At 63.5% G+C, this 24683-nt stretch carries 22 protein-coding genes; 11 read left to right on the top strand and 11 right to left on the bottom strand.

Annotation, left to right across the window (positions count from 1 at the left end; genetic code table 11):
• Positions 1-104: 104 nt before the first annotated feature.
• Entirely contained in the window at positions 105-575 is a 471-nt protein-coding gene (locus LOY69_RS03400; RefSeq protein ID WP_265074132.1) for a prepilin peptidase, read from the bottom strand.
• Positions 576-649: 74 nt separating this feature from the next.
• On the opposite strand from LOY69_RS03400, the gene LOY69_RS03395 reads away from it, so the two are divergent.
• Positions 650-1087 (top strand): TadE/TadG family type IV pilus assembly protein, encoded by a 438-nt coding sequence (locus LOY69_RS03395; RefSeq protein WP_110595487.1) that lies wholly within the window; start codon positions 650-652, stop codon positions 1085-1087.
• On the top strand, positions 1084-3846 hold the full coding sequence (locus LOY69_RS03390) for an ATP-binding protein (RefSeq protein ID WP_265074131.1): 2763 nt from the start codon (positions 1084-1086) through the stop codon (positions 3844-3846). Before LOY69_RS03395 ends, LOY69_RS03390 begins: the two co-directional genes overlap by 4 nt.
• Here the strand turns inward: LOY69_RS03390 and LOY69_RS03385 are convergent.
• The 5 genes from LOY69_RS03385 to LOY69_RS03365 all read right to left on the bottom strand — a co-directional run bounded on the left by LOY69_RS03385 (position 3831) and on the right by LOY69_RS03365 (position 8297).
• Positions 3831-5849, bottom strand: coding sequence for a pilus assembly protein TadG-related protein (locus LOY69_RS03385; RefSeq protein WP_265074130.1), 2019 nt, complete (start codon positions 5847-5849; stop codon positions 3831-3833). The genes LOY69_RS03390 and LOY69_RS03385 overlap by 16 nt on opposite strands.
• A 177-nt stretch (positions 5850-6026) precedes the next feature.
• Entirely contained in the window at positions 6027-6584 is a 558-nt protein-coding gene (locus LOY69_RS03380) for a DUF4136 domain-containing protein (RefSeq protein WP_102881942.1), read from the bottom strand.
• A 41-nt stretch (positions 6585-6625) separates the two neighbouring features.
• The gene (locus LOY69_RS03375; protein ID WP_102863003.1) at positions 6626-7234 is read right to left on the bottom strand and encodes a DUF4136 domain-containing protein; all 609 of its coding nucleotides are present in this window, start codon (positions 7232-7234) and stop codon (positions 6626-6628) included.
• 11 nt (positions 7235-7245) lie between these two features.
• Positions 7246-7995: a methyltransferase domain-containing protein gene (locus tag LOY69_RS03370; protein WP_265074129.1), complete on the bottom strand. Its 750-nt coding sequence runs from the start codon at positions 7993-7995 to the stop codon at positions 7246-7248.
• A complete protein-coding gene (locus LOY69_RS03365) occupies positions 7992-8297 on the bottom strand; it encodes a MazG-like family protein (RefSeq protein ID WP_102863001.1) in 306 nt (101 codons plus the stop codon). Before LOY69_RS03365 ends, LOY69_RS03370 begins: the two co-directional genes overlap by 4 nt.
• 189 nt (positions 8298-8486) lie before the next feature.
• On the opposite strand from LOY69_RS03365, the gene LOY69_RS03360 reads away from it, so the two are divergent.
• Both LOY69_RS03360 and LOY69_RS03355 read left to right on the top strand, forming a co-directional pair.
• Positions 8487-8780: a hypothetical protein gene (locus LOY69_RS03360; RefSeq protein WP_102863000.1), complete on the top strand. Its 294-nt coding sequence runs from the start codon at positions 8487-8489 to the stop codon at positions 8778-8780.
• Between the two features lie 67 nt (positions 8781-8847).
• The gene (locus LOY69_RS03355; RefSeq protein WP_110650868.1) at positions 8848-10194 is read left to right on the top strand and encodes an MATE family efflux transporter; all 1347 of its coding nucleotides are present in this window, start codon (positions 8848-8850) and stop codon (positions 10192-10194) included.
• Here LOY69_RS03355 and LOY69_RS03350 read toward each other — a convergent pair.
• The 5 genes from LOY69_RS03350 to LOY69_RS03330 all read right to left on the bottom strand — a co-directional run bounded on the left by LOY69_RS03350 (position 10188) and on the right by LOY69_RS03330 (position 15554).
• Complete coding sequence (locus LOY69_RS03350) at positions 10188-11063, bottom strand: alpha/beta hydrolase (protein ID WP_265074128.1); 876 nt, start codon at positions 11061-11063, stop codon at positions 10188-10190. The genes LOY69_RS03355 and LOY69_RS03350 overlap by 7 nt on opposite strands.
• A gap of 174 nt (positions 11064-11237) precedes the next feature.
• Complete coding sequence (gene speA, locus LOY69_RS03345) at positions 11238-13151, bottom strand: arginine decarboxylase (protein WP_102862997.1); 1914 nt, start codon at positions 13149-13151, stop codon at positions 11238-11240.
• A gap of 222 nt (positions 13152-13373) precedes the next feature.
• Positions 13374-13745 (bottom strand): translation initiation factor Sui1, encoded by a 372-nt coding sequence (locus LOY69_RS03340; protein ID WP_015634001.1) that lies wholly within the window; start codon positions 13743-13745, stop codon positions 13374-13376.
• 201 nt (positions 13746-13946) lie between these two features.
• The gene (locus tag LOY69_RS03335; protein ID WP_092319250.1) at positions 13947-14483 is read right to left on the bottom strand and encodes an NUDIX hydrolase; all 537 of its coding nucleotides are present in this window, start codon (positions 14481-14483) and stop codon (positions 13947-13949) included.
• Positions 14484-14486: 3 nt separating this feature from the next.
• Positions 14487-15554 carry a DUF2333 family protein gene (locus LOY69_RS03330; RefSeq protein WP_102862996.1) on the bottom strand — a complete coding sequence of 356 codons (1068 nt, stop codon included), beginning with the start codon at positions 15552-15554 and terminating at the stop codon, positions 14487-14489.
• Positions 15555-15842: 288 nt separating this feature from the next.
• On the opposite strand from LOY69_RS03330, the gene LOY69_RS03325 reads away from it, so the two are divergent.
• The 7 genes from LOY69_RS03325 to LOY69_RS03295 all read left to right on the top strand — a co-directional run bounded on the left by LOY69_RS03325 (position 15843) and on the right by LOY69_RS03295 (position 24557).
• Entirely contained in the window at positions 15843-17513 is a 1671-nt protein-coding gene (locus tag LOY69_RS03325) for a response regulator (RefSeq protein ID WP_102862995.1), read from the top strand.
• Positions 17514-17566: 53 nt separating this feature from the next.
• Positions 17567-19528, top strand: coding sequence for a methyl-accepting chemotaxis protein (locus LOY69_RS03320; protein WP_265074127.1), 1962 nt, complete (start codon positions 17567-17569; stop codon positions 19526-19528).
• A gap of 235 nt (positions 19529-19763) precedes the next feature.
• Positions 19764-20219: a type II 3-dehydroquinate dehydratase gene (gene aroQ, locus LOY69_RS03315; protein ID WP_025130565.1), complete on the top strand. Its 456-nt coding sequence runs from the start codon at positions 19764-19766 to the stop codon at positions 20217-20219.
• Between the two features lie 24 nt (positions 20220-20243).
• Positions 20244-20705: an acetyl-CoA carboxylase biotin carboxyl carrier protein gene (gene accB / locus LOY69_RS03310; protein ID WP_015633997.1), complete on the top strand. Its 462-nt coding sequence runs from the start codon at positions 20244-20246 to the stop codon at positions 20703-20705.
• Positions 20706-20722: 17 nt separating this feature from the next.
• On the top strand, positions 20723-22084 hold the full coding sequence (accC, locus tag LOY69_RS03305) for an acetyl-CoA carboxylase biotin carboxylase subunit (protein WP_015633996.1): 1362 nt from the start codon (positions 20723-20725) through the stop codon (positions 22082-22084).
• A gap of 250 nt (positions 22085-22334) precedes the next feature.
• Positions 22335-23213, top strand: coding sequence for a 50S ribosomal protein L11 methyltransferase (gene prmA, locus LOY69_RS03300; protein WP_102862993.1), 879 nt, complete (start codon positions 22335-22337; stop codon positions 23211-23213).
• A gap of 30 nt (positions 23214-23243) precedes the next feature.
• Positions 23244-24557 carry a DUF3426 domain-containing protein gene (locus tag LOY69_RS03295; protein ID WP_102881948.1) on the top strand — a complete coding sequence of 438 codons (1314 nt, stop codon included), beginning with the start codon at positions 23244-23246 and terminating at the stop codon, positions 24555-24557.
• Positions 24558-24683: the final 126 nt, after the last annotated feature.

The following is a 24683-nucleotide window of genomic DNA, read 5'->3' as shown; positions in this document are numbered from 1 at the left end:
CGTCGACTGGCCACTCCTGTCCTGCCTCGCATGATCCAGGCAGCTACACATAAAAACCTAGACCCACTTTCCGACTATGTACATCGCATTAATCAGTCCGGCGACTAATGGATCACGCTCACAGTTAAGACCATTCCAGCCAGTACAAAGGGGGCAAATGGGTATTTTTTTGACAAGCGCCTGCCGGTCCCTCCCGCTTGGGGGGCAAGCCCTTGTTTCTGCTGAAACCAGAGCCTGGGCGCGATCAGCAACCACACCAGGCTGCAGAGCCCAGCGCCGATAAAGGCCCCCAGTAAGTGCTCTGGGTCGCAGAGCAGCCCCAGGGCCGCCATCAACTTGACGTCCCCCGCCCCCATCCGCCCCATGGCATACCCGGGCAAAGTGAACAGCAGGGCCAGCAACAATGCCCAACCACCCTGTGCGGCACTGGCCCCCAGCCAGGTACTGCCGGTCCACAACAGGTACAGGCCGGCCAGCAGCGCGACGCCCAGAGTCAAGCTGTTGGCGATCTGCCGCTGACGCAGATCCTGCAGCGCGCAGATTGCCAACCAGATCCACAAAACCCAGAAATGCATCGCCTAAGAGGGTTCCTTTTGCCGGATTGATCCTATGCTCAATGGACATAGTGGTTGTCAGGGTAGACGCACTCATGAAACCGGGCCTCCCTAGAAAGCAGAAAGGTGCTGTGGCGATCGAATTCGCCGCCGTGTTCGTGATCTTCTTCGCGGTGTTTTACGGCCTGGTCAGCTACAGCCTGCCGCTGCTGCTGATGCAGTCCTTCAACCAGGCGACCGCTGAAGCCGTGCGCCGGGCCGTGGCGGTCGACCCCAATATCGACGACTACGCCACCACGGTGCAGGACCTGGCCAACACCGTGGTGCAGAACCAGACCAACTGGATTCCGCCGGCCTTCAACTTCGCCGCCGCCGACCACAGCGCGGTGTACGCCAACGGCGTACTCACAGTACGGATCGACTACCCCACCCAGAAACTCACCCAGGTACTGCCGCGCCTGGTATTACCGGTGGTCGGCCCGGTGCCCAACCTGCCCACCAACCTGAGCGCCATCTCGAGTGTGCAATTTTGACCTCTGGTGACAAGCTGCTTGGACGCTTGCTGGGCCGTCAGCCACTCCCCGCCGACGAGTCCCGGGTCCCGCCCCAGGCTGTTGGCCTGCAACTGGTACTCGACCCCCAGGGCCGGGTCCTCACCAGCAGCGGGCCATTGCGTCATGGGCTGGCCCAGTTGCCCCCCAGCGCCGAACCACCGCACCTGCTGGACTACATCCTGCCCGGCAGCACCCTGGCCCTGGAAGGCCGTCCCGCCGACTGGAGCGGACAAGTGCTGGACCTGGACCTGCGCGGGCTGGGTGGCAAGACCTTGCACCTGCGCGGCTGGCTCCAACCCTGGGGCTCGCAATGGTTGCTGCATCTGCTGGACATCGGCGACCTGATCCAGCAACGCCAACAGGCCCTGAGCCGTGAGCAATGCCAGATCTTCGCCGCGCAGATCAGCGAACAGATCCGCCTGTGCAACCTGACCCGCCTGCCGGACGTGCTGCACGACCAGCTCGCCGACCTGGCCCGCTACTGGCACATCCCCTGCCTGGGCCTGGCCTTGCTCGACGAACAGGAACAAAGCTGGGTCATCCACAGTTGCTACAGTGCCCATGACTCGCCCCGGTTGTGGCATGACGACCAGGACCTGGGGACTGGCCTGGATAGCCTGAGCGGCAATACACCGCTGCATCTGAATCAAATCCAGGGCCTGAATGAACACCCGCGATTGCAGGGCATCTTCGGTCATCGCGAAGGTTTTCTGGTGCCCTACCGGGACGACCATGGCGTCGCGGCCTGGCTGCTGTGCGGCTGTTACGCCGTACAGCAACACGCGCCCAACCTGCTGGACCGCGACTGGCTGGCGCTCACTGCGGCCCTGGCCGGGCCACTGCTCAGCCGCCTGCGGGAACAGCGTCATCACCTGCACCTGGAGCGCCTGGAAGCCCTGCAAGGGCTGCTGGGCACCGGTTGGTGGGAACTGCGCGCCGACACGGCCGAGGTGTTGCTGGCCAAGCCACTGGCCGCCAGCCTGCAACTGCCCGCCGACAGCAACAGACTCAGCGTCCAGGATTGGCTGGAACTGATTCACCCCGCCGACCGCGCCGAACTCAACAGCCGCCTGCAGGCCCTGAAGCTGGGCAAGCCGCTGCTGCTCTGCGCCCGCCTGCACGAAGCTGACCCGAGCGCAGCGACGCGCTGGTACCGTTTGCAGGGCCAGGCCCTGGGACGAGGGGAACAGCAACGGCTGGTGGGGTTCATGCTGGATATCAGCGATATCAAGAACCAACAGCAACAAGCCGCTGCCGCCCATGCCCGCCTGGATAACCTGATCGCCAGCTCGCCGGCGGTGATCTATGTCCAGCGCTACCTGGAAGGCGCCCTGCAACCGAGCTTTTTCAGCGCCAGCCTGCAACCGCTGCTGGGCTGGAGCCTGGAAGACTGCAACGAAGGCGCCGTGGCGGACTGGGTCCATCCCGAGGACCGCGACCTGTACTTCCAGCGCTGTCGCCAACTGCTGCGTGAGGGCAATGTCCATGCCCGCTACCGACTCCGGGATCGCCAGGGGAACTTTCACTGGGTACTGGACGAAGCCCGGCTGCTGCGCAATGACCTGGGCCTGCCGGTGGAAGCGGTTGGCCTGTGGCTGGACGTCACCGAAGCCACCCTGGCCGCCGAGCACGTGCGCCAGAGCGAAGAGCGCTACCGGATTCTGGTGGAAGACTCACCGGCGATGATCTGCCGCTACCGCCCGGACCTGACCCTGACCTTCGGCAACCGGCCGCTGGCGGCCTACCTGGAGTGCGCCGCCGAAGATCTGCCGGGGAGCAATCTCGGACAGTGGCTGTCCGCCGAGCAGCGCGAGGGTTTTGAACGGCGGCTCACGTTGCTGAGCCCGGAGTTTCCGGTCAGCACCGCCGAGATCAACCTGCAACTGCCAGGGCGTGAACACGCCTGGTGGGTCTGGTCGGATCGTGGGGTATTCGATGAACAGGGGCAGTTGCTGGAAATCCAGGCCGTGGGCCGCGACAACACCGAAGTGCGGCGTTCCCAGCAGCAACTGACGCAAAGCGCGAAAATGGCCACCCTGGGGGAAATGGCCACCGGCCTGGCCCATGAAATCAACCAGCCGCTCAACGTGATGCGCATGGCCATCGTCAATGTGCTCAAGCGCCTGAACAGTGGCGATATCCAGGTCGACTACCTGACCGAAAAACTCCATCGCATCGACGCTCAGGTCCAGCGGGCCGCTCGAGTGGTGGACCACATGCGGGTATTCGGCCGGCGCTCGGAGGTGGAGCAACAGCCCTTCAATCCGGCCCAGGCCATCGAGGGGACCCTGTCGCTGCTGGCCGAGGGCATGCGTGGCAAGGGGCTGGAACTGCGTATCAGCGAGCTGGGTTTCGAGGTTCAGGTGCTGGGCTTTGTCGACCAGTTGGAACAGGTGCTGATCAACCTTTTGGTGAATGCCCGGGACGCCCTGCTGGGCAAGCAAGGGCAGCAGAAGGATTTCAAACCCTGGATTGCCGTACATGGCCAGCGCGACGAACAGTGGGTGCGCCTGTGGGTCGAGGACAACGCCGGTGGCATCGACCCGCGGCTGCTGGAACGGATTTTCGAACCCTTCTTCACCACCAAGCCGGTGGGCGTCGGCACCGGGCTCGGTCTGTCGGTGAGCTACGGCATAGTCCAGAACATGGGCGGTCGCCTGAGTGTCAGCAACGGCCAGGACGGCGCGCGCTTTTGCATCGAGCTGCCAATTGTCCAGGCGGATCAGATCACCAGATAGGCCCTGCCCGTCTGCCCGCAGGTGAGGTTGGCACCGACCTGGACGTCCATCAGGCTGACCCCCAATGCCGCCAGCAGGTTGTTCAACAGCGGATCGAGCAAGGGGCTCAGCAGATTGCTGATCAGCGGCATGATCAGGCTGGTGACACCATTGATCAGCCCCCCCGCGCCCGCCACTACCGAACCCAGGAGGTTGGCGCTGACCGGCTGGTAAACCTGCAGGCTGATCCCGGAGATAGTGCCCGACAGGCTGTTGACGAGGTTGTTGGTCGGGGCAGCGTTCTGGTAGCTCGGCGTCTGGTTGACGTTCGGGGGGACAGCAAAATCCGGCGCACCGCTTGAGTAAGTCAGGTCCCGCCCCACGTTCGGCCCGGTCTGGCTGAGCCCCAGCGAACTGTCGACCTTGATGCCGATGCCCCCGGCGGCGAAGGCTGTGCGCGCCGGCCCGCAACTGCCGATCCCGAGAATCTTGCGACAGGTCCAGATGCCCAGGTCGATGATCGGCAGCGGCGTCACCACAGGTTGCGTCGAGGAAGAGAACGTCGTGTTGGGATCAATCTGCCCGACCTTGATGTCGGCCAGGGACGATTCGCTGTACGCCGTGAGGCTTTTGGTTCCGGTGTTGCCCGTCGGACAGCTGTAGTTGGTGACGTAGGCCTTGGCGCCCCCCAACTCCAGGTTGATGTCGATTCGCGGAGAAGGCAGCACTTGTGGGTCGATTTGCTGGCACCCGGCGCCCAGCAGGCAGCCCACGGAGTTGATGGTGGCCGCCAGGTCCAGGCTCAGGACACTGTTGAGGGTCGGCGTCAGCGAACCCACCAGCCCCAGCACGGCGTTGGCCAGGCCGGTCACCCCGGACAGGCCCGTGAGGTTGACCGAAATCAGCGTCCGTACCTGGGCTGTGCTCACATAGATGCGATTGGGCCCCAACGGATCGAGGATGGCCAGCCGAGGGTCACCGACCGCCGAGAACTGCGGTGGCTCGATGACCTTGACCCTGACCGTCACACTGGCCAGGCCCAGCAGGTTGGCCGGTATTACCGCCGCCACCGCGCTCTTGCTGTTGGCCAGTTGAACCATCGCTTGCAGCAGTTGGAACAGCTGCACGTTGGCATCCAGCGCGGTGGACACGGCACCGGTCTGCAGTTTCAGGATGTCCCCCAGTTCCAGCTCCGGTATCTGAGCACTCACCGCCGCCTGCAGGCTCCCCAGGGCCGCCAGTAGGTCGGCGGTAGCACCATTGGCCTGGACCACGGTGGCGGCAGTCTGGATCAGTTGGGTCAGGCTCGCCTGGGTGTTGAGCAACTGGGTGTAGTTGCCGGCGGCGACGCCCAGGTCGATGGCCAGTTGGTCGAGGTAGCTCAGCAAATTGATATCGCTGTTGAGCAGGCCATTCCAGCCCACGGCACTGATGTTCACGCTGCCGCCGAGCATGTTGCCCACCAGGGCATTGAGCAACGCTGAGTTGGCGCTGTTGACGGTGGCGATGGTGCTGCGAATGCTCAGTTGCGCCAGCGGCGGCGTTGGTGCAGCCGCAACGGCTGTGGCCGTGAGCTGCGTGGTGAGGTTGATCGGACCTGGCGAGAACAGCGCAGCAACACCCGAGGCCACACTGATGGGGACGGTGTTAGTGGCGATTACCTGCACAGCCGCCGACTGCGCCGGGTTGGCATTGAAGGTACGCAAACCGTCGGCTCCGGTGCTCAGGAAGCCGCAGTTGGTGGTCAGGGTATTGCCGGCGGCGACGACGAAGCCATTGCGCACTGCACTCTGCCCGACATAGGTGGCGGCCGTCAGGCCGGCCAGGCAATTGCCGCCACGGCTGACGGCTTCCAGCGCCGCGTTGTCCGCTACCCGCTGCAACTTGCGCTGCTCCATGTAGAGCCGGCCGCTGTCTACCACCAGCAGCATCAGCAACAGCGCCAGGCCCAGGGTCGTTGCCGCCATCAGGCCAATGGCGCCACGTTGACGGGCCGGGCCGGTAAACCGCTTCAGAGGAGACATCGGGGCACTCCTTTACCGGCTCGCAGCCGAGCGCACTCTCCATCGATGCACAGCAGTGTAGTCAAAGGCCCGGGCCTGTGCTGGCAGGCTGCCAGCTCGCCTGACTGTCGGCGCAAAGGCGCGCCACAGGCTGCCTGTGGCGCTTGCCAAAGCCGGTGCTCCTGCCTGGTAAAGGCCTCAGTGCGGCGGGTAGTTCTGCAGGATTCGCATCACCGTAGTACGCACCGCAGTCGTGCGGTCGGCGGGATTGGGCGAGCTGCTGAGCATTTGTTCATCACTGCCACGCCACACCAGCCTGCCGTCCTTACCGTCCAGCAAGTCGATCTGAAGGGTCGCCACCTTGTAGGTGATGTTACGGGTCTCGTTGTACATCGGGCCGCCCCAGTAGCCATTCCATGGGCCACCCCAGCCTCCACCATAGTGGGTGGTGACCTGTTGCTGACGGTCCTCGACGATCAGATACGCCTGGACATTCAGGTCTGCCCGGCTCCCGCCCTGGGCCGGGCGCAGACCCCGCTGGTCCAATTGCTCGGCCACCGCCTGACGGATGCGCTGCTCGGTCAGGTCACTCTTGATGCGCGGATCGTCGGGGCGATATTGCAGGGCGGGTTCTTTCCAGCTCCAGCTGCGGTAGGCGCCAAAGTCCCGGCTGGCGTCAAAGTCATGATTGATCTGGTCGGCAGCGCAGGCACTGAGCAAGGCGGCACACACCAGTAACGCGATTCGATGGAACATGCTGTTTCTCCGCGTGAAGAGCAAAAACGGGCATCGTTCAACTAACTGGGAGGATAGGCGGCCATGGCCTTTTGCACTGCCTCACGCAGCGAATCGGCACGTTCACTCAGGCTGCCCCTGCTGCTGGTCTCGGCGCTGGCGCTCCACACCGGCTGGCCGCTGGCGCCGTCAAACAGATTGACCCGGACCACCACGACCTCCACCTCGTAGGTGCGCACCACCGGCACGCTGCCGTACATGCCGTAACCCGGCCCGTAGCGGTTGTACCCCCCGTACCCGCCATAACCATAATCGTCCCGGACCTGGCGCAGACGCTTCTCCAGGTGCAGGTCGGCGCTGACCCACAGGTCCGCCGGACGCAGGTCTTGCACCGGTCGCAAACCCTGCTGATCCAGGGCATTGCTGACCGCCTCGGCGATCTGCGCCGAGTCGGCCCAGGCCGAGCCGTTGGGCAGGCGCCCATTGAGCCAGGCCCAGTTGCGGTAGCGCCCATAGTCCCGTTGCGGCGCCGGATAGGCGCTGCGGTCGAAGGTGTTGGCCGCTTGCGGCGGCGCCGGTGGCAGGGGCTTGCTACTGGCGACGTAGGGATTGCTGCCCTGACAGGCGGCAAGCCCGGAACACAGGAAGATCAGACCCAGGCGGCGTTTCATTGCGCACTCCGTTAGACCGGCCGGCACAGCCAATGCAGATAACGCCCAAGCCCGGCAAAACCTGGGTGTCGGCGGTGAGCCAATTCCATCTCAAGCAAATCCGTCAGCTCGGCGCGAGCCTGGAATTCCACCGGCATGTAATCGTGGAAAACCCGCACTCCGCTCTGGGTTTCGACTCGCCACAAGCCCTCAAGTTGCGCCGCCAGCTCGCGCGGATCAAGCGGTTGTTGCGGGGTCAGGCTCTGCTTCTCGCCGGCCATGTCGTTCTTGCGCAGCTTGCGAAAGTGGCCCTTGAGCAGATTGCGATAAACCAGGGCATCGCGGTTATAGAACGCCAGGGACAGCCAGCCATCGGCGCTGGTCAGTTGGTGCAGTACCGGCAGGATCGCGTGGGGCTCGGCCAGCCATTCCAGCACCGCATGGCAGAGCACCAGGTCGTAGGGCTCGGTGAGCTGCCCCAACAACTCCTGCCAGGGCGCCTGGATGAAGGTCGCCTGCTGACCGGCCTCGACAAAGCGCTGGCGGGCGCCTTCGAGCATCGGCGCGGCGGGCTCGGCCAGCGTCACCTGGTGCCCGTGCTGGGCCAGCCACAGAGACATGTGCCCAAGGCCGGCACCGATATCCAGCACCCGCAGCGGCCGCTCGGGCAGGCATTCCTTGAGGTCGGCCTGGAGCACCGCAAGGCGGATCGCGCCCTTGGCGCCGCCATAGATCTTCTCGGCGAAACGGGTCGCCAACTGGTCGAAATGCCGATCACTCATGAGCAGAACCGCCGTTCGCTGTCCGCCAGCTTGCTGCGCACCACCTGGTCCATGTCCAGTCCCAGTTCACTGCATAGCAACAGCAGGTAGAGGACGATATCGCCTACCTCCTGTCCGGCGTGAGCCAGCTTGTCCGCGGGCAGTTGCCGCGACTGCTCCTCGGTCAGCCACTGGAAGATTTCCACCAGCTCCGCCATCTCGACGCTGGCGGCCATGGCCAGGTTCTTCGGGCTGTGAAATTGCCGCCAATCGTTGTGGTCACGAATGGCGTGCAGGCGTTGGGTCAGTTGCTCTAGATTCATCGGGGTCTCCTGAAGGCGTATAGCTTCCGGGGGATAGCCGTGGGACGCAAGAGTGCTTTCGCCGGCCGGTCGGCTCCTACAGAATGAGCGGCCCCGGCAGCTTCTATGCTTAACAGGGAACTCGCTGCGGGCATTCATGGCCCAAGGTTGAGCTCGGGCACCCGCCCCCTCTTTCATCAGGACGCACACATGCAGGTAGAAAGTTTCTTCGAGTGGCTTGGCCAGGCCATAGGTTCGGTCATCCGGTTTATCGTCGACCTGCTCAGCGGGTTGTTCAATACCCTGACCCACGCCGGTGGCAACTTCGTCGACGGACTGTCCCGGGCCCTGGGGATGGACACCTCCATTGTCAGCATCATTGGCCTGATCATCGGCCTGATGTTCCTCTACTCGGCGATCCGCGCCTTCATGCGCGCCTCGATCATCCTCGGCATCATCTGGCTGGTGCTCGGTCTCTGGCTGCTGAGCTGGATCATTCACTGATCCCCTTCTGAAACCTCGGCGCCTCTCGTCGCCGAGGCTACAATGCCGGCTCTCGCAAGGAGCCCGCATGTCCCCCCTGATCACCGATTGGCATCATCGCCCCACCCATCGCCGCGTCTGGGCCCTGGCCGCGCCGATGATCCTGTCGAATATTTCCGTGCCCCTGGTGGCCCTGGTGGACAGCACCGTGATCGGTCACCTGCCCCACGCCCATCAGTTGGGGGCCGTGGCAGTAGGCGCCAGCCTCTATACCTTCCTGGCCTGGGCCATGGGTTTTCTGCGCATGGGGGCCACCGGGTTCGCCGCCCAGGCCGCCGGCCGCGGCGACGGTGCCGCCCTGCGCCAGATCCTCCTCCAGGGCCTGTTGCTGGCGTTGGGCCTGGCACTGCTGCTGGGGGCCATCGGCGTGCCGCTGAGCGGCGCGGCCTTGCACCTGATGCAACCCTCGGCGGGCCTGGACCAGATGACCCGGGCATTCTTCCACACTCGATTGCTGGGCCTGCCAGCGGCCCTGGCCAGCTTCGCCCTGGTGGGCTGGTTCCTCGGCACCCAGAATGCCCGGGCACCGCTGGCCATCCTGCTCAGTACCAACCTGGTGAACATCGCGCTCAACCTGTGGTTCGTCCTGGGCCTGGACTGGGGCGTGGTGGGCTCGGCCCGGGCCTCGGTGATCGCCGAATGGACCGGGGCATTGATCGGCCTGGCCATGACCCGGCCGGCCCTGCGCGCCTATCCGGGACGGATCGTCTGGGCCGCGCTGCGCCGCTGGCAGAGCTGGCGCCCGCTGCTGGCAGTGAACCGTGACATCTTCATCCGCAGCCTGGCCCTGCAATCGGTGTTTTTCCTGATCACCGTACAAGGCGCCCGCCTCGGGGATGCCACGGTGGCAGCCAACGCTCTGCTGCTCAACGGCCTGTTGCTCACCGCCCATGCCCTGGACGGACTGGCCCACGCGGTGGAAGCCCTGTGCGGCCACGCCATCGGCGCCCACGATCGCCAGGCCCTGCGCCGTTCGCTGGTGGTGGCCGGTGGCTGGTCATTGCTGGCCAGCCTGGGATTCGCGCTGATGTTCTTGCTGGGCGGCCACCTGTTCATCGAAATGCAGACCAACATTCCCGAGGTCCGCCAGACCGCCTTCACCTATTTGCCCTACCTTGCCGTACTGCCCCTGATCGCCGTCTGGAGCTACCTGCTGGACGGCCTGTTCATCGGTGCCACCCGAGCCCGGGAAATGCGCAACGGCATGCTCCTCACTGTGCTCCTGCTACTGCCCTTCGCCTGGGGCCTGCAAGGCTTCGGCAACCACGGCCTGTGGCTGACCTTTCTGCTGTTCATGCTCCTGCGCAGCCTGACCCTGGCAGCCTTCGCCTGGCACCTGGAGCGGCGCGACGGCTGGTTTGCCGGGGCTCACTGAGTCGGCGTCGACTCGACAAAACCACTGACCCGATCCAGTACCGGCGCCAGCCCACGCAAGGGGCGAGACAAGGCGGCCACCAGCGTGGCGTGGCCAGTGCGGGAGAAATAGAACTCCTGCACCGGTACTCCTGCCGCTCGCAGCTTGCTGGCCAGGCCACCGGTATTACGCTGTGGGTTGACCAGCGAATCATCATCGGACGCTATCAGCAGCGCCGGCGGCGCGCCACGGCTGACGTGGTTGATCGGCTGCGAGTCCGGCGGCGAATCAGGGTAGAAAAACACCGGGCGCACCTCAGGGTTGCGGATCGGCAGAAAGTCATAGGGCCCGGCCAGGCCGATCCAGCCCTTGATGATCTGCGGCGTCAGCCCGACTTGCCCCAGCAAGCGCGAGTCCAGGGCGAGCATGGCCGCGTTGTAGGCACCAGAACTATGCCCCATCAGATACAACCGCCGCGGGTCGGCGCCAAACTCGCCGATATGTTCATGGGTCCAGGCCACGGCACGGGCCGCGTCTTCAAGAAAGGCCGGATAGCGCACCTGTGGATACAGCCGGTAGTCCGCCAGGACCGCCACCATGCCCCGAGAGGCCAGGGCCTCGCCGACAAAGTCGTAGTCGTTGCGCGAGCCGCTGTTCCAACTGCCACCGTAAAAGAACACCACCACCGGTGCACCGGGAACCGCCTGCCGGGGCTGATAGACATCCAGCTTCTGCCGTGGATCGATGCCATAGGCAATGTCCCGGGTCTTGATAAAGGTGCTGTCGGGGGTCAGGGAATTAAGCGCCTTGAGCGGTGAACAGGCCGCCAGCAGGCTGAGCACCAGGGTGCCGAACAGCAGACGCCAGGCGCCTTTCGATGTATTGAGCATCAGCAAGCCTCGTTGCGCCCACCATGGACGCCTCTTTGCAGGCTAGCTGAAATGGAACGGGGCCCCCTCTTGCGTGGCGAACCTGGAAACAGTTCAAAAAAAAGCCGCGCCCTCCATCGCAGGGCGCGGCTTTGTGCCGGAACGGAACAGGCATCACTGGGGATGCCCGGGCCTTCAGGACGACAGGTAGGACGAGCGGGTCAGGCCCAGGCGCAAGGCGTCGAGGAACTGGGTGCGCTCGGCGGCGCTGATCTTGGCGCTGGCCACTTTATCGCGGTAATGAGTCATCAACTCCTCCGGCGACAAGTGCACGTAACGCAGCATGTCTTCGATGGTGTCGTGGGTCTCGATCCCGGCGTGGTACACGCTGCCATTGGGCCGCTGGTAGATGTTCACCGAGTCGGTGTCACCGAACAGGTTGTGCATGTCGCCGAGGATTTCCTGGTAGGCGCCCACCAGGAAGATCCCCAGCAGGTAGTCCTCGCCCTCGTTGAGGCCATGAACCGGCAGGCTGGTCTCGATGCTCTGCTCGTCGACGTACTGCTTGATCTTGCCGTCGGAGTCGCAGGTCAGGTCTTGCAGCACCGCGCGACGCAGCGGCTCTTCGTCGAGACGGTGCAACGGCAGGATCGGCAGCACCTGGCCGATGGCCCAGGTGTCCGGCAGGCTCTGGAACACCGAGAAGTTGCAGATGTACTTGTCCGCCAGCTTGTCGTTGAGTTCATCCAGCACCTGGCGGTGGGAACGCTGACGCGCCTTGAGCGAGTTGTGCAGGCGACGGCACACGGCGAAGTAGCACTGCTCGGCCAGGGCTTTTTCGGCCAGGGTCAGCTTGCCGTCGGCATACTGGGCCGCCACGTCGCTCATGTAGTGCGTGGCGCGCCAGTAGGTTTCGGTGACCATCTCGATGTCGGTCGGACCCAGCAGGTCCACCAGCCATTGCACGGTTTCCGGCAGCTCTTCCTTGTTTTCGATCTTCGGCACGTCGTCGTTGTGTTTCTCGACGTCGGTCACCTGCACCACCAGCATGGCGTGGTGGGCGGTCAGGGAACGGCCGCTCTCGGAGAAGATGTGCGGGTGCGGCAGGTTCTGCGCATCGCAGAATTCCTTGAGCATGCCCACCACCACGCCGGCGTAGTCGTCCATGTCGTAGTTGATCGAGCTGGCGTTGCGCGAGTGGGTACCGTCGTAGTCCACGCCCAGGCCACCACCGACGTCGATGTGATCCACCGGCAAGCCGAGGTTGCGCAGTTCGCCGTAGTAGCGGATGGCTTCCTTGAAACCGTGCTGGTAGTCCGCCAGGTTGGCGATCTGCGAGCCCATGTGGAAGTGCAGCAGGCGGATGCCCTGGTCCAGGCCGGCGGCGCGGAAGCGCTCCACCACCGACAGCAGTTGCGCCGCCGACAGGCCGAACTTGGATTTCTCGCCGCCGGTGTCGGCCCACTTGCTCGACGCCAGGGACGACAGACGCACCCGCAGGCCCACCTGTGGCTTGACCTTGAGGGAGGCCGCTTCCTCGATCACCAGGCCCACTTCGGACTCTTTCTCGATGACGATGAACACGTTGTGGCCAAGCTTCTGGCCCATCAGCGCCAGGCGAATGAACTCACGGTCCTTGTACCCGTTGCAGACGATGGTGCCGCCCTTGGGCGCCAGGGCCAGAACCGCCAGCAGCTCCGGCTTGGAGCCGGCTTCCAGGCCGATGGAGACGTTCTGGGTGGCGATGATGTTCTCGATCACCGCTTCTTGCTGGTTGACCTTGATCGGGTACAGGGCGGTGTACTTGCTCTGGTATTCCAGGCGCGCGATGTTGGCGTCGAAAGCGCCGGTCAGCTGGCGTACACGGTCCTGGAGGATGTCCGGGAAGCGCACCAGCAAAGGCAGGGACAAGCCGCTCTTGCGCAGCTCCTCGACTTGTTCGAACAGATCGATGGGCAAACTGCTCGGGCCATTCGGACGAACTTCGACGCGACCGGCGTCATTGATCGCGAAATACCCGGCCCCCCAATGGCGAATCCCGTAGACACTGCGGCTGTCCGCAACGGTCCATTGGCTGCCATCGTCTTTACGTGTGCGTCGTACGGACATCGAAGTCCCCTATAAAGAAGTCATAGAGCGCCACCCCAATCCGGGGTCGGCGCAGTCTAAAGAATGAAAATGACGATTAGCCTGCAAGCGCAATAGACCGCGCCTGCCGTGCTGAGTTTAGAAACCGTTCATGAACAGGCTCTGTGAAAACCATGGAGACGACACCTGCGTCCTGAGCCAATCAAGACAGCGTCCAGTCAGAGGTGGTTTTCACAGAGGCTGCTAGCCGCCGGACTTCTTCGCCTTGAAACCGTGCTTGACCAGTTCCGCCAAGAGTAGCTCGACATGGTCACCCTGGATTTCAATGACGCCGTCCTTCAAGGCGCCACCGGTGCCACAGCGTTTCTTCAACGTGGTGGCAAGCTCCTTGAGGGCGTCTTCGGCCAGAGGCACGCCGGTGATGGTGGTCACCGTCTTGCCGCCACGACCCTTGCTCTCGCGACGCACGCGGGCAATGCCGTCGCCGGCAGGAATCACGGTTTGTTTGCAGATACAGGCGGCCACCGGCTGGCTACAGTCCGGGCAATGTCGACCTGCGTCGGTGGAAAACACCAGGCCACCAAGGGCGGCGAAGGATGCGGCTTTTTTGGCCACCGGCAATCCTCTTGGGAGGACAAAGACTGGTCGAAGCACATGGCGGTGCCATCGACCGCGAAGCCCCACTCAGGCAGGGGCAGCGCTACTGAGCCGGGCGCCCTTATTTAAGAAGCAGCATCGGTTCAGCTTGAAAAGTCGCGCAGTGTAACGGCAAAAAGCCCGGTTGCTAAGAGCCAATCAGCGTCAATTTATGCAACTTTAACGACGTCGGGCCAGATAACGTTGCAAGGCGGCCAAGGAGTCCGGGCAATAGGGCTTTTCGTGGATTTCCCGCAGCACCTGATCCAGGGGAATGAAGTGCGCTTCCAGGACTTCTTCCGGCTGCAAACGCAGCGGACCGTCCCACACGGCAGAGAACGCCGAACACCAGAGACGGTTGCCGGTGTCCTCGAAAAAGAAGTGATCATGGGCAGTCAGTTCGACGCCGCTCACCCCCAGCTCCTCTTCCAGTTCCCGGGCCGCGGATTCGGCATAGCTTTCAGTCGCCAGGACCATGCCACCGGCGGCAACATCCCAATAGCCCGGGTAGATGGCCTTGCTCAGGGTACGCCGGTGCACGCACAGCTCACCGGCAGAATTGAACAGCATGATGTAGGTGCCACGCCCGATCAGGCCGCGCTCGCGCAGCTCCGAGCGGACCATGGCCCCCAGCAGTTGGTCTTCGCCATCGACCCAGGCTATTTCTTCAGCGTCGGAGGCGGCGCGATGGGCCGCCTCATTGGTGGTCGCAACCATGGATCAGCCTTGATTGAGCAGTTGGCGCAAGTCGATGACTGCCGCGTTGGCTCGGGAAATATAGTTGGCCATGACCAGCGAGTGGTTGGCCAGGACGCCAAAGCCGCTGCCATTGAGAATCATCGGGCTCCAGACCGGCTCCTGGGAGGCCTCCAGTTCGCGGATGATCTGACGCACGCTGACCGTGGCGTTCTTTTTCGCCAGCACGTCGGCGAAGTCCACTTCAATCGCACGCAGCAGGTGCGACAGCGCCCAGGCCTGGCCACGGGCCTCGTAGAAGACGTTGTCGATCTGCATCCATGGGGTTTCCACCACTTCTTCATCCACCTGCGGGCCCTGGCCCGGGGCCGGCACTTCGGTTTTCAGTGCGGTGTTGAGCTTGACCCGGCCCACACTGGCCGACAGCCGTTGCGACAGCGAGCCCAGGCGCGTCCCTACATCACCCAGCCAGTTGTTGAGGTTGTCGGCACGGGCATAGAACTGCGCGGTCTTCTGGTTTGGATCGGAGAGGCGAGCCTGGTAGCGGCTAAGGGAATTGATGCCGTCCTGGTACTCGGACTCGCTGGACGGCAGCACCCAGCTCTTGTTGTCGAAGTTGAAGCGCGGTTCGGCCTTGGCCAGGTCGGAGTCTTCAGCGGACTGCGACTGGGAGCGGGCGAAGTCCTTGCGCAAGGCGCGGGTCAGGTCGCGGACCTGGACCAGCACGCCATATTCCCAGCTTGGCATGTTGTCCATCCACAGGCCCGGTGGAAAACGGTCGTTGGAGATATAGCCACCCGGCTTGTCCAGCAAGGTACCGACCACGGTCTTCAGGGTTTCCACGGTGGTGTAGCCCACCACCATCTGCCGGCCTTCCTTCTCGGCAGCGATCTGGGCGTTCTGCTGGACCGGGAACAGCGCAGGTTCCTGACTCCAGTACCAGCCCAGGCCGCCCGTGACCAGCAGGTACAGGCCCAGCAAGGTGGCCAGGGCACGACTGAACAGCAGGCCACCGAAATAGCTGCGTGTCGCCGACTTGGGTTCGGCAGCACGATCCGGCGCGCTACCTGCGCGATTCTTCCAATCCAGCATGGCTATGTCCTTTCAATCACTTGGGTTCATCGGTTCGACCACAACCCTACTCCATCGTGCCTTGCCTTGACGGGATATATCTTCCGGCAAATGCGCGCCGCGCAATGATTGCGAATCAGGCGGTCACTATAAATGAAGCACACTCCAGAGCCTATGCGACCAGTGGGTCAAGAACTGAATAACCCCGCCTTGCACATTATTGACGTACGACACTCATGGGACACAAAAGTGGTGCTAGCATAGAGCCACCAGTCGACCTCAGCATGCACCCTACCTAGTAGTCAGGATATGACCGAGCCAGAAGACCCCAGCCGTGAGCGCCTCAAGCACCACTTTGCCCAGCGGGTAATTCATCAGGCACGTCAGATTCTTGAGATATGGCAGCGTCTGCAACGCAGCGAATGGTCCACCACCGACATGTCGGAACTGTGCGAAGCCAACCTGCGCCTGCTGCGTTTCGCTGAACGCTTCGAGCAACCCGAACATACCCAACTGGCCCGCAGCATCAGCCAATCGCTGGAGGCTGTAGATGCCAATCGCGGTCGCCTGAGCAGCAACCTGATCACCGACCTCAATCGCTTGATGCAGCGTTTGTCGCGCACCGGCCTGCGCCACGGCGACCAGTTGGAACAGACCTTCCTGCCGCCGTTGCGCAAACCTATCTATGTGATGTTGCAGGATCACGACCGGGCCGAGCGCCTGGCCAAGCAACTGGAATTCTTTGGTCTCACGGCCCAGTCCCTGGACAGCATCGCCGCCTTTCGTTCGTCCATGGTCGAGCGCTTGCCGGCGGCGATCGTCATTGATGTGGACTTCTGCGGCCCCGGCATGGGCCTGACCCTGGCAGCCGAAGCCCAGGTCGGCCTGGAGCAGAAACTGCCGCTGCTGTTCTTCAGCCTGCATGAAACCGACACCCCGACTCGCCTGGCGGCAGTACGCGCCGGCGGCCAGGAGTTCCTGACTGGCACTCTGGAAGCTTCCAGCTTGCTGGAAAAGATCGAAGTGCTGACCTGCGTCGCCCAGTACGAGCCTTACAAGGTGCTGATCATCGACGACTCCCGGGCCCAGGCGCTGCATACCGAGCGCCTGCTCAACAGCGCAGGGATCGTCACCCGCACCCTGATCGAGCCGATCCAGGCCATGGCCGAGCTGGCGGACTTCCAGCCGGACCTGATCATCCTCGACATGTACATGCCGGCCTGCACCGGCACCGAGCTGGCCAAGGTGATCCGCCACAACGACCGTTATGTCAGTGTGCCGATCATCTACCTGTCCGCCGAGGACGACCTGGACAAGCAACTGGACGCCATGAGCGAAGGCGGCGATGACTTCCTCACCAAGCCCATCAAGCCGCGGCACCTGATCACCACCGTGCGCAACCGCGCCGCCCGGGCCCGCAACCTCAAGGCACGGATGGTCCGCGACAGCCTCACCGGCCTGTACAACCACACCCACATTCTGCAACTGCTGGAAGACTGCAGCTTCCGCGCCCGCCGCGAGGGCAAGCCGCTGAGCTTCGCCATGCTCGACATCGACCACTTCAAGCGGGTCAACGACAGCCACGGCCACCCCATGGGCGACCGGGTGATCAAGAGCCTGGCGCTGTTTCTCAAGCAGCGCCTGCGCAAGACCGACTTCATCGGCCGCTACGGCGGCGAAGAGTTTGCCATCGTCATGCCCGACACCGATCAGGACGCCGCCTGCAAGGTCCTGGACGAAATCCGCCAGCGCTTTGCCGAGATCCATTACCCGGCCCAGCCTCAAGACCTGTGGTGCACCTTCAGCGCCGGCGTGGTGGAGATGCAGGAAGACTCCGACAGCCTGATGATGGCCAGCCAGGCGGACGAGGCGCTGTACCGCGCCAAGCACGGCGGACGCAACCGAGTGCAGGCCGCACGGCAATCAAGTCAAAGTGCCATCTTTTCATCCGAATCCACAGATTCGGTCATAACCTTGTAATACAAACGCAATAAATTCAGGCGCTTACCATTTTTGCCGTTGGTAGAGCCCTGATGCGCCTGAAGCTGCTGACCAATCTCAATACCCTGTTGTTAGTTGCCGTCTGCCTGGCCCTGGGGGCCACGCTCTGGTGGTCGCAACGAGCCCTGGAGCGCCCCTATCTGCTGATGGAGCGCTACCTGGGACTGTCCCAGCAGTTTCAAAACCAGGTAGCGCGCAATATCGAAGACTACCTGGCCAGCGGCGACGCCCTGCGCCTGAGCAGCGCAGCCCAGGCCATCGAGGCCCTGCAAGGCGAACTGACCGAGCTGCCGCCGCAGCTCGCGCAAAGCTTGCGCCCGAGCCTGGCCAGCCTCGATGACTTCAGCAAGACCGACCTGCTGGCCGCGGGCAAGCTGGCCGGCGATCCCCAGGCCCTGCTGTTGCAGGCCGAGCGGGAGCTGGGGGCCAGCCTGGAACAGCTCAGCCAGTACGCCAGCGGGACCAAGACCGCAGAAGGCGCCACTTACCTGCCCTTGCTGCTCACCGCGGCGCAGCACCTGGGCAAACTGTCCCTGGCCCGGGACAAGTTGGTGAGCAGCGGCCGCAGCGAACTGGCCGCCGATGTCGAACGCGAAGTCAACAACATCAAGGCCCAGGCCGACCGGCTCGAAGCCCTGCCTTTATTAGGGGTGGCCGCCAGCAACGAATCGGGCACCGATGACTTTGCCGCCCTGATGGGCCTGGAAAACACCCAGAAAGCCACTGCCGAAGACGCCGGCATCGGCCTCAAGCGCGAACTCCACAGCCTGCTCAACCGCTACCCGGCGGAACTGCAGCGCACCCGCGAGCAGATCCAGAAACGCGCCGACCTGAGTGCCGCGACCCTGCTGAAGATCACCGCCGTGCGCCAGGCCATCGCCGAGCTGGAACCGGCGGTGCGGGCCCAGCACGGCCAGATCCAGGACGAGGTACGGCTGATCCAGGGGCTGATGATCGGCCTGATCCTGCTGATCGCCCTGGTCATCGACACCTTGCAGCGCAAGCTGGCCCGGGTCCTGACCAACCTGGCCCCGGCGCTGTCGACCTGGGCCGAAGGCGACTTCAGCCGGCCGATCCAACTGGGCAAGACCAACCGCGAACTGCACGCCATCGAAGAATCCCTCAATCGCCTGCGGGCCTACCTGGTGGATCTGGTGGGCACCATTCGCCAGAACGCCGAGCAAGTGGCCGGCAGCAGCCGCGCCCTGGCTGACCTCAGCAGCGGCCTGCACAGCGGGGCCGAGCGCCAGGCCGGCGATACCGCGCAGATCCGCGATGCCCTGGGGGAGCTGGAAGCCACCATCCAGCAGGTTGCCGGTGACGCCAGCCAGGCCGCCGACGCCAGCCGCAGCGCTGGCCTTGCGGTGCAACAGGGGCAGAAAGTCATAGGCCTGAGCCTGACCGGGCTGCACGCCCTGGTGGGCGAGGTACAGGGCAACGCGCAGATGATCGAGCACCTGGCCCAGGAGTCCGCCACCATTGGCGGCGTGCTGACCGTGATCCGCTCCATTGCCGAACAGACCAACCTGCTGGCCCTCAACGCCGCCATCGAAGCCGCTCGCGCCGGGGAAATGGGCCGCGGCTTTGCCGTGGTCGCCGAAGAAGTGCGCTCCCTGGCCCAGCGTACCGCCGGCGCTACGGCAGAGATCCAGACCTTGATCGCCGGCCTGCAGGCCGCCGCGCAACAATCGGTGCAAGGCATGCGTGCCCAGGTGGAACACGCCGAAGCCACCGCCAGCCAGGCCCAGGCCGCCGACGGTGCCCTGGACGAAATCGTCGGGGCGATCCAGACCATCGCCGACACCGCCGTGCGCATCGCCGATGTCACCGCCCAGCAAAGCGGCGCGGTCAGCGAGATCCGCGACCACAGCGAGCGCATCCATCAGTTGGGCGGCGACAACCTGCTGCGCATTGGCGAAGGCCGGGCCCAGGGCGAGAACTTGCTGGACCTCGGGGGACAATTGCATACGGCGGTGCAAGCCTTCCGCGTCTAAGCTCTGCCTGTGCCCCGGTTTTCCCTGACAAACGCCCCATCATCGGCGAAACGGCTGGCCGGGAGTGCAGCGCTCTCACCCTGCTGGCAAATGACCGGATTTAAGTGCTTGGTCACATATTTTGCGCAAACATCGGTCATCGTGCTGGCTATTGCAGAGAACTGGACAGTCATAAAGTCTTTCCGGCATAGTCGCCGGGTTCTGACAACAGCACCCCGATAACAAGGAACAACCGATGGCCACCCTACTGGTGCTTCACGGCCCCAACCTGAACCTGCTCGGCACCCGTGAACCGGGGGTCTACGGTGCAACCACCCTGGCCCAGATCAACCAGGACCTGGAGCAGCGGGCCCGTGATGCCGGGCACCATCTGCAGTATCTGCAGAGCAATGCCGAGTACGAATTGATCGAACGTATCCATGCCGCCCGCGATGAAGGCGTGGACTTCATTTTGATCAATCCAGCAGCTTTTACACATACAAGCGTCGCATTACGTGACGCGCTGCTGGCAGTGAGCATCCCATTCATCGAAGTGCATTTGTCCAACGTGCACAAACGCGAACCTTTCCGCCATCACTCCTACTTCTCCGACGTTGCGGTGGGAGTGATCTGCGGCCTTGGCGCCAGCGGTTACCGACTGGCCCTGGAGGCCGCACTAGAGCAGCTTGAACAACAAGCTAAACGCCCCTGACCGACCCTTGGGAGTTGATGATTCATGGATATCCGTAAAGTTAAGAAACTGATCGAACTGCTGGAAGAGTCCGGCATCGACGAGTTGGAGATCAAGGAAGGCGAAGAGTCCGTGCGCATCAGCCGCCACAGCAAGACTCCAGCCCAGCAGTACTACGCACCGGCTCCGGTTGCCGCCCCCGTAGCTGCACCTGCCGCTGCCGCCCCGGCCGCCGCCGCTGCTCCTGCCGCCCCCGCCGCACCTGCGCTGAACGGCACCGTGGCCCGCTCGCCAATGGTCGGTACTTTCTACCGCAAGTCTTCGCCTACCTCGCCAGCCTTCGTTGAAGTCGGCCAGAGCGTGAAGAAGGGCGACACCCTGTGCATCGTCGAAGCGATGAAGATGATGAACCACATCGAAGCTGAAACCAGCGGTGTGATCGAATCCATTCTTGTCGAAGACGGCCAGCCGGTTGAGTACGACCAACCGCTGTTCACCATCGTTTGAACCGCGGAGAGTCTTTGATGTTGAAGCCTGCGAAGTTGGAAAAAGTCCTGATCGCCAACCGCGGCGAAATCGCCCTGCGGATCCTGCGTGCCTGCAAGGAAATGGGGATCAAGACCGTCGCCGTCTACTCCAAGGCCGACAAGGAGCTGATGCACCTGGGCCTGGCGGACGAATCCGTCTGCATCGGGCCTGCGCAAGCCGCGCAGTCCTACCTGCACATTCCGGCCATCATCGCGGCCGCTGAAGTCACTGGCGCTACCGCAATCCACCCTGGCTACGGCTTCCTGGCGGAAAACGCCGACTTCGCCGAACAGGTGGAAAACTCCGGCTTCGCCTTCATCGGCCCGAAAGCTGAAACCATCCGCCTGATGGGCGACAAGGTTTCCGCCAAGCACGCCATGATCGCCGCTGGTGTTCCTACGGTTCCAGGTTCCGACGGCCCACTGCCGGAAGACGAAGAAACCGCCCTGCGCATTGGCCGTGAAGTCGGCTACCCGGTGATCATCAAGGCCGCTGGCGGCGGCGGTGGTCGCGGCATGCGCGTGGTGCACAAGGAAGAAGACCTGATCGCCTCGGCGAAGCTGACCCGCTCCGAAGCCGGCGCGGCGTTTGGCAACCCGATGGTCTACCTGGAGAAGTTCCTGACCAACCCACGTCACGTGGAAGTTCAGGTGCTGTCCGACGGCCAGGGCAACGCCATCCACCTGGGCGACCGCGACTGCTCGCTGCAGCGTCGTCACCAGAAAGTCCTCGAAGAAGCGCCGGCACCGGGCATCGACGAGACTGCGCGCCAGGAAGTCTTCGCCCGCTGCGTCAAGGCGTGCATCGACATCGGCTACCGCGGTGCCGGTACGTTCGAGTTCCTTTACGAGAACGGCCGCTTCTACTTCATCGAGATGAACACTCGCGTGCAGGTAGAGCACCCGGTTTCGGAAATGGTCACTGGCATCGACATCGTCAAGGAGATGCTCAGCATCGCCGCCGGCAACAAGCTGTCGTTCACCCAGGATGACGTGGTCATTCGCGGTCACGCCCTGGAATGCCGGATCAACGCCGAAGACCCGAAAACCTTCATGCCAAGCCCAGGCACGGTCAAGCATTTCCATGCTCCGGGCGGCAACGGCGTGCGCGTCGACTCGCACCTGTACAGCGGTTACGCGGTTCCACCGAACTACGATTCGTTGATCGGCAAGCTGATCACCTACGGGGCGACCCGTGACGAAGCCATGGCGCGCATGCGCAATGCGCTGGACGAAATCGTCGTCGACGGAATCAAGACCAACATCCCGCTGCACCGCGATCTGACCCGTGACGAAGGCTTCTGCAAAGGGGGCGTGAACATTCACTACCTCGAGCACAAGCTGGCCGAGCAACACTGATCGGCACTCGCCACACCGACAAGGCCGCTTTCGAGCGGCCTTGTCGTATCTGTCATTTGCCCCTGCGCGCCCCTGTACAAGCGAGCTTGCCCGCCAACCGCACAACGGCCATTGCGTGCCCTCCCCGATCAACGGCCAACGCGAGCAAGAACTAGGCGTCCCCCTCGCTCCTGCGGGTCGTCTCGCGTAAACTTGCGCGCTTCTCGCGGCCCGCTAGGCTGCACATCACATATTTTCAAAGGTGCCCGCCATGCCTTGGCTGCAAGTCCGTCTCGCCATCAGCCCAGAACAAGCCGAAACCTATGAAGACGCTTTTCTTGAAGTCGGTGCCGTCTCGGTCACCTTCATGGACGCCGAGGATCAGCCGATCTTCGAACCCGAACTCAATACCACGCCACTGTGGTCCCACACTCACTTGCTGGCTCTGTTCGAAGGCGGCACTGAAGCCGCCAGCGTGCTCGCTCACCTGGAACTGCTGACCGGCAGCCCGTTGCCCGAGCACCACAGCGAAGTCATCGAGGACCAGGACTGGGAACGCAGCTGGATGGACAACTTCCAGCCGATGCGTTTCGGCCAGCGCCTGTGGATCGTTCCAAGCTGGCACGCCGCACCGGAGCCTGACGCGGTCAACCTGCTGCTGGACCCGGGCCTGGCCTTCGGCACCGGCACCCACCCGACCACCGCGCTGTGCCTGGAGTGGCTGGACGGCCAGGACCTCAAGGACTGCAACGTGCTGGACTTTGGTTGCGGCTCGGGAATCCTTGCCATCGCTGCCCTGCTGCTGGGCGCCAAGCAAGCGGTCGGCACCGATATCGATGTCCAGGCACTGGAAGCCTCCCGCGACAACGCCGGGCGCAACGGTATTGCCGACGAACTGTTCCCGCTGTACCTGCCCGAGCAACTTCCACAAGTACAGGCCGATGTGCTGGTGGCCAATATCCTGGCCGGCCCGCTGGTCTCCCTGGCCCCGCAACTGTCCGGCCTGGTGAAGTCCGGAGGACGCCTGGCACTCTCCGGCATCCTCGCCGAACAAGGCGAAGAAGTGGCTGCGGCCTATGCCCAGGACTTCGATCTGGATCCGATCGCCACCCTCGATGGCTGGGTGCGCATCACCGGCCGTCGGCGCTAGAATGGCCGCCTGCATAATCCGGATGGCCGCATGACCGACAGTTTCGTCACCCAGTGCCCGCATTGCCAAACCAGGTTCCGTGTCAGCCATGCTCAGTTGAGCGTGGCCCGCGGGGTGGTTCGCTGTGGCTCCTGCCTGCAGGTGTTCAACGCCGCGCGGCAGTTGCTTGAGCAGCGCGCCGCCAAGGAAAACGCAACGTCCAGGCCGGCGGCGAAACCGGCAACCGCACCCGCGCCCGCGCCAGCTGCGACGCCTAAACCCGAGCAGCCGCCCGCCCCCGCACCAACGCCGGCGGCGGCACCTCCCCAGCGCGCCATCAGCCAGAAACAATGGTCGGCCGCCGAGATGGACCTGGATCACCTGGACCTCGACGAGGAATTGGCCAAGCTCGAGCAACGGGAGATCCAGCCGGCCAAGGCCTTTGGCCAGGAACGCGAACACCAGGAAGACAGCCTCAGTGCCCGTCGCGACCCTCAGGGCGCCGATGAAGCCCACTGGCCCGACGGCCTGTTCGGCAGCGCCAGTGAACACGATGAGTCCGAGCCCGCCCCCCTCAAGGCCCAGGCGCATCAGGACGACATCGCCCCTGAGCCGGTCCGTCCCAGTCGCACCGAGCCTTCGCTGTCCTTCAACCTGGCGGATCTGGATGACGAGCCAAAGACGCCGAAACTGCGCCATGACGACGACCTGGAACCCTTCGAGGCCCAGGTGTCCACAGACGCCGACGAACACGACGAACCATCGCCAGCAGCCTCCCCCGGCAAGAAGCGCCGCGAACGCAGCGAGCCCGGAGTCAAGGAGGATGTACTGCTGGACCTGGTGGACGATCCGATCCACCTCGATTGGCAGAAACGCCGCTCCCCCTGGGGCCGGCGCCTGCTCTGGCTGCTGCTGATCCTGCTGGCCGCCGGCGGCCTGGTCGGACAATACGTCGCGTATCACTTCGACGAGCTCGCACGCCAGGACCAGTACCGGCCGTGGTTCCAGGAGTTGTGCCCGGAGCTCGGCTGTACGGTGCCATCCCGGGTGGATATCGCCCGAATCAAGAGCAGCAACCTGGTGGTGCGCAGCCACCCGGAATTCAGCGGGGCGCTGGTGGTGGACGCCATCATCTATAACCGCGCGCCCTTCTCCCAACCCTTCCCTCTGCTGGAGCTGCGCTTCGCCGACCTCAACGGCCACCTGATTGCCAGCCGCAGTTTCAAACCCGGGGAGTACCTGGGCGGCGAGATGCAGGATGTGGCGGAAATGCCACCGCAGACGCCGATTCACATCGCCCTGGATATTCTCGACCCAGGACCGAAAGCGGTGAACTACAGTCTGAGTTTCCACTCGCCCGAGTGAATCGGCTGATCAGACTAACGGACAACTCTGGATTGACGACAGATTTATGACTGTATCGCTCAGATTGATCACCGGGCGATAACGGAAGAACTGTTCAGATTTTATCCAATTCAGCCTTTATCCGGT

Source organism: Pseudomonas sp. B21-059 (assembly GCF_026016285.1).
In the GTDB taxonomy this organism is placed as follows: domain Bacteria; phylum Pseudomonadota; class Gammaproteobacteria; order Pseudomonadales; family Pseudomonadaceae; genus Aquipseudomonas; species Aquipseudomonas danubii.
The sequence above is the reverse complement of the archived record's forward strand: the minus strand, read 5'-3'. Positions and strand labels throughout refer to the sequence as shown.

Bases quoted from the DNA above. Each gene is read 5' to 3' on its own strand.
- speA (WP_102862997.1), bottom strand. From the start codon at position 13,151: ATGTCCGTACGACGCACACGTAAAGACGATGGCAGCCAATGGACCGTT.
- LOY69_RS03360 (WP_102863000.1), top strand. From the start codon at position 8,487: ATGCAGGTAGAAAGTTTCTTCGAGTGGCTTGGCCAGGCCATAGGTTCG.
- LOY69_RS03295 (WP_102881948.1), top strand. From the start codon at position 23,244: ATGACCGACAGTTTCGTCACCCAGTGCCCGCATTGCCAAACCAGGTTC.
- LOY69_RS03380 (WP_102881942.1), bottom strand. From the start codon at position 6,584: ATGTTCCATCGAATCGCGTTACTGGTGTGTGCCGCCTTGCTCAGTGCC.
- LOY69_RS03325 (WP_102862995.1), top strand. From the start codon at position 15,843: ATGACCGAGCCAGAAGACCCCAGCCGTGAGCGCCTCAAGCACCACTTT.
- aroQ (WP_025130565.1), top strand. From the start codon at position 19,764: ATGGCCACCCTACTGGTGCTTCACGGCCCCAACCTGAACCTGCTCGGC.
- LOY69_RS03375 (WP_102863003.1), bottom strand. From the start codon at position 7,234: ATGAAACGCCGCCTGGGTCTGATCTTCCTGTGTTCCGGGCTTGCCGCC.
- LOY69_RS03350 (WP_265074128.1), bottom strand. From the start codon at position 11,063: ATGCTCAATACATCGAAAGGCGCCTGGCGTCTGCTGTTCGGCACCCTG.
- LOY69_RS03385 (WP_265074130.1), bottom strand. From the start codon at position 5,849: ATGTCTCCTCTGAAGCGGTTTACCGGCCCGGCCCGTCAACGTGGCGCC.
- prmA (WP_102862993.1), top strand. From the start codon at position 22,335: ATGCCTTGGCTGCAAGTCCGTCTCGCCATCAGCCCAGAACAAGCCGAA.
- LOY69_RS03330 (WP_102862996.1), bottom strand. From the start codon at position 15,554: ATGCTGGATTGGAAGAATCGCGCAGGTAGCGCGCCGGATCGTGCTGCC.
- LOY69_RS03335 (WP_092319250.1), bottom strand. From the start codon at position 14,483: ATGGTTGCGACCACCAATGAGGCGGCCCATCGCGCCGCCTCCGACGCT.
- LOY69_RS03320 (WP_265074127.1), top strand. From the start codon at position 17,567: ATGCGCCTGAAGCTGCTGACCAATCTCAATACCCTGTTGTTAGTTGCC.
- LOY69_RS03400 (WP_265074132.1), bottom strand. From the start codon at position 575: ATGCATTTCTGGGTTTTGTGGATCTGGTTGGCAATCTGCGCGCTGCAG.
- LOY69_RS03395 (WP_110595487.1), top strand. From the start codon at position 650: ATGAAACCGGGCCTCCCTAGAAAGCAGAAAGGTGCTGTGGCGATCGAA.
- LOY69_RS03365 (WP_102863001.1), bottom strand. From the start codon at position 8,297: ATGAATCTAGAGCAACTGACCCAACGCCTGCACGCCATTCGTGACCAC.
- LOY69_RS03355 (WP_110650868.1), top strand. From the start codon at position 8,848: ATGTCCCCCCTGATCACCGATTGGCATCATCGCCCCACCCATCGCCGC.
- accC (WP_015633996.1), top strand. From the start codon at position 20,723: ATGTTGAAGCCTGCGAAGTTGGAAAAAGTCCTGATCGCCAACCGCGGC.
- accB (WP_015633997.1), top strand. From the start codon at position 20,244: ATGGATATCCGTAAAGTTAAGAAACTGATCGAACTGCTGGAAGAGTCC.
- LOY69_RS03370 (WP_265074129.1), bottom strand. From the start codon at position 7,995: ATGAGTGATCGGCATTTCGACCAGTTGGCGACCCGTTTCGCCGAGAAG.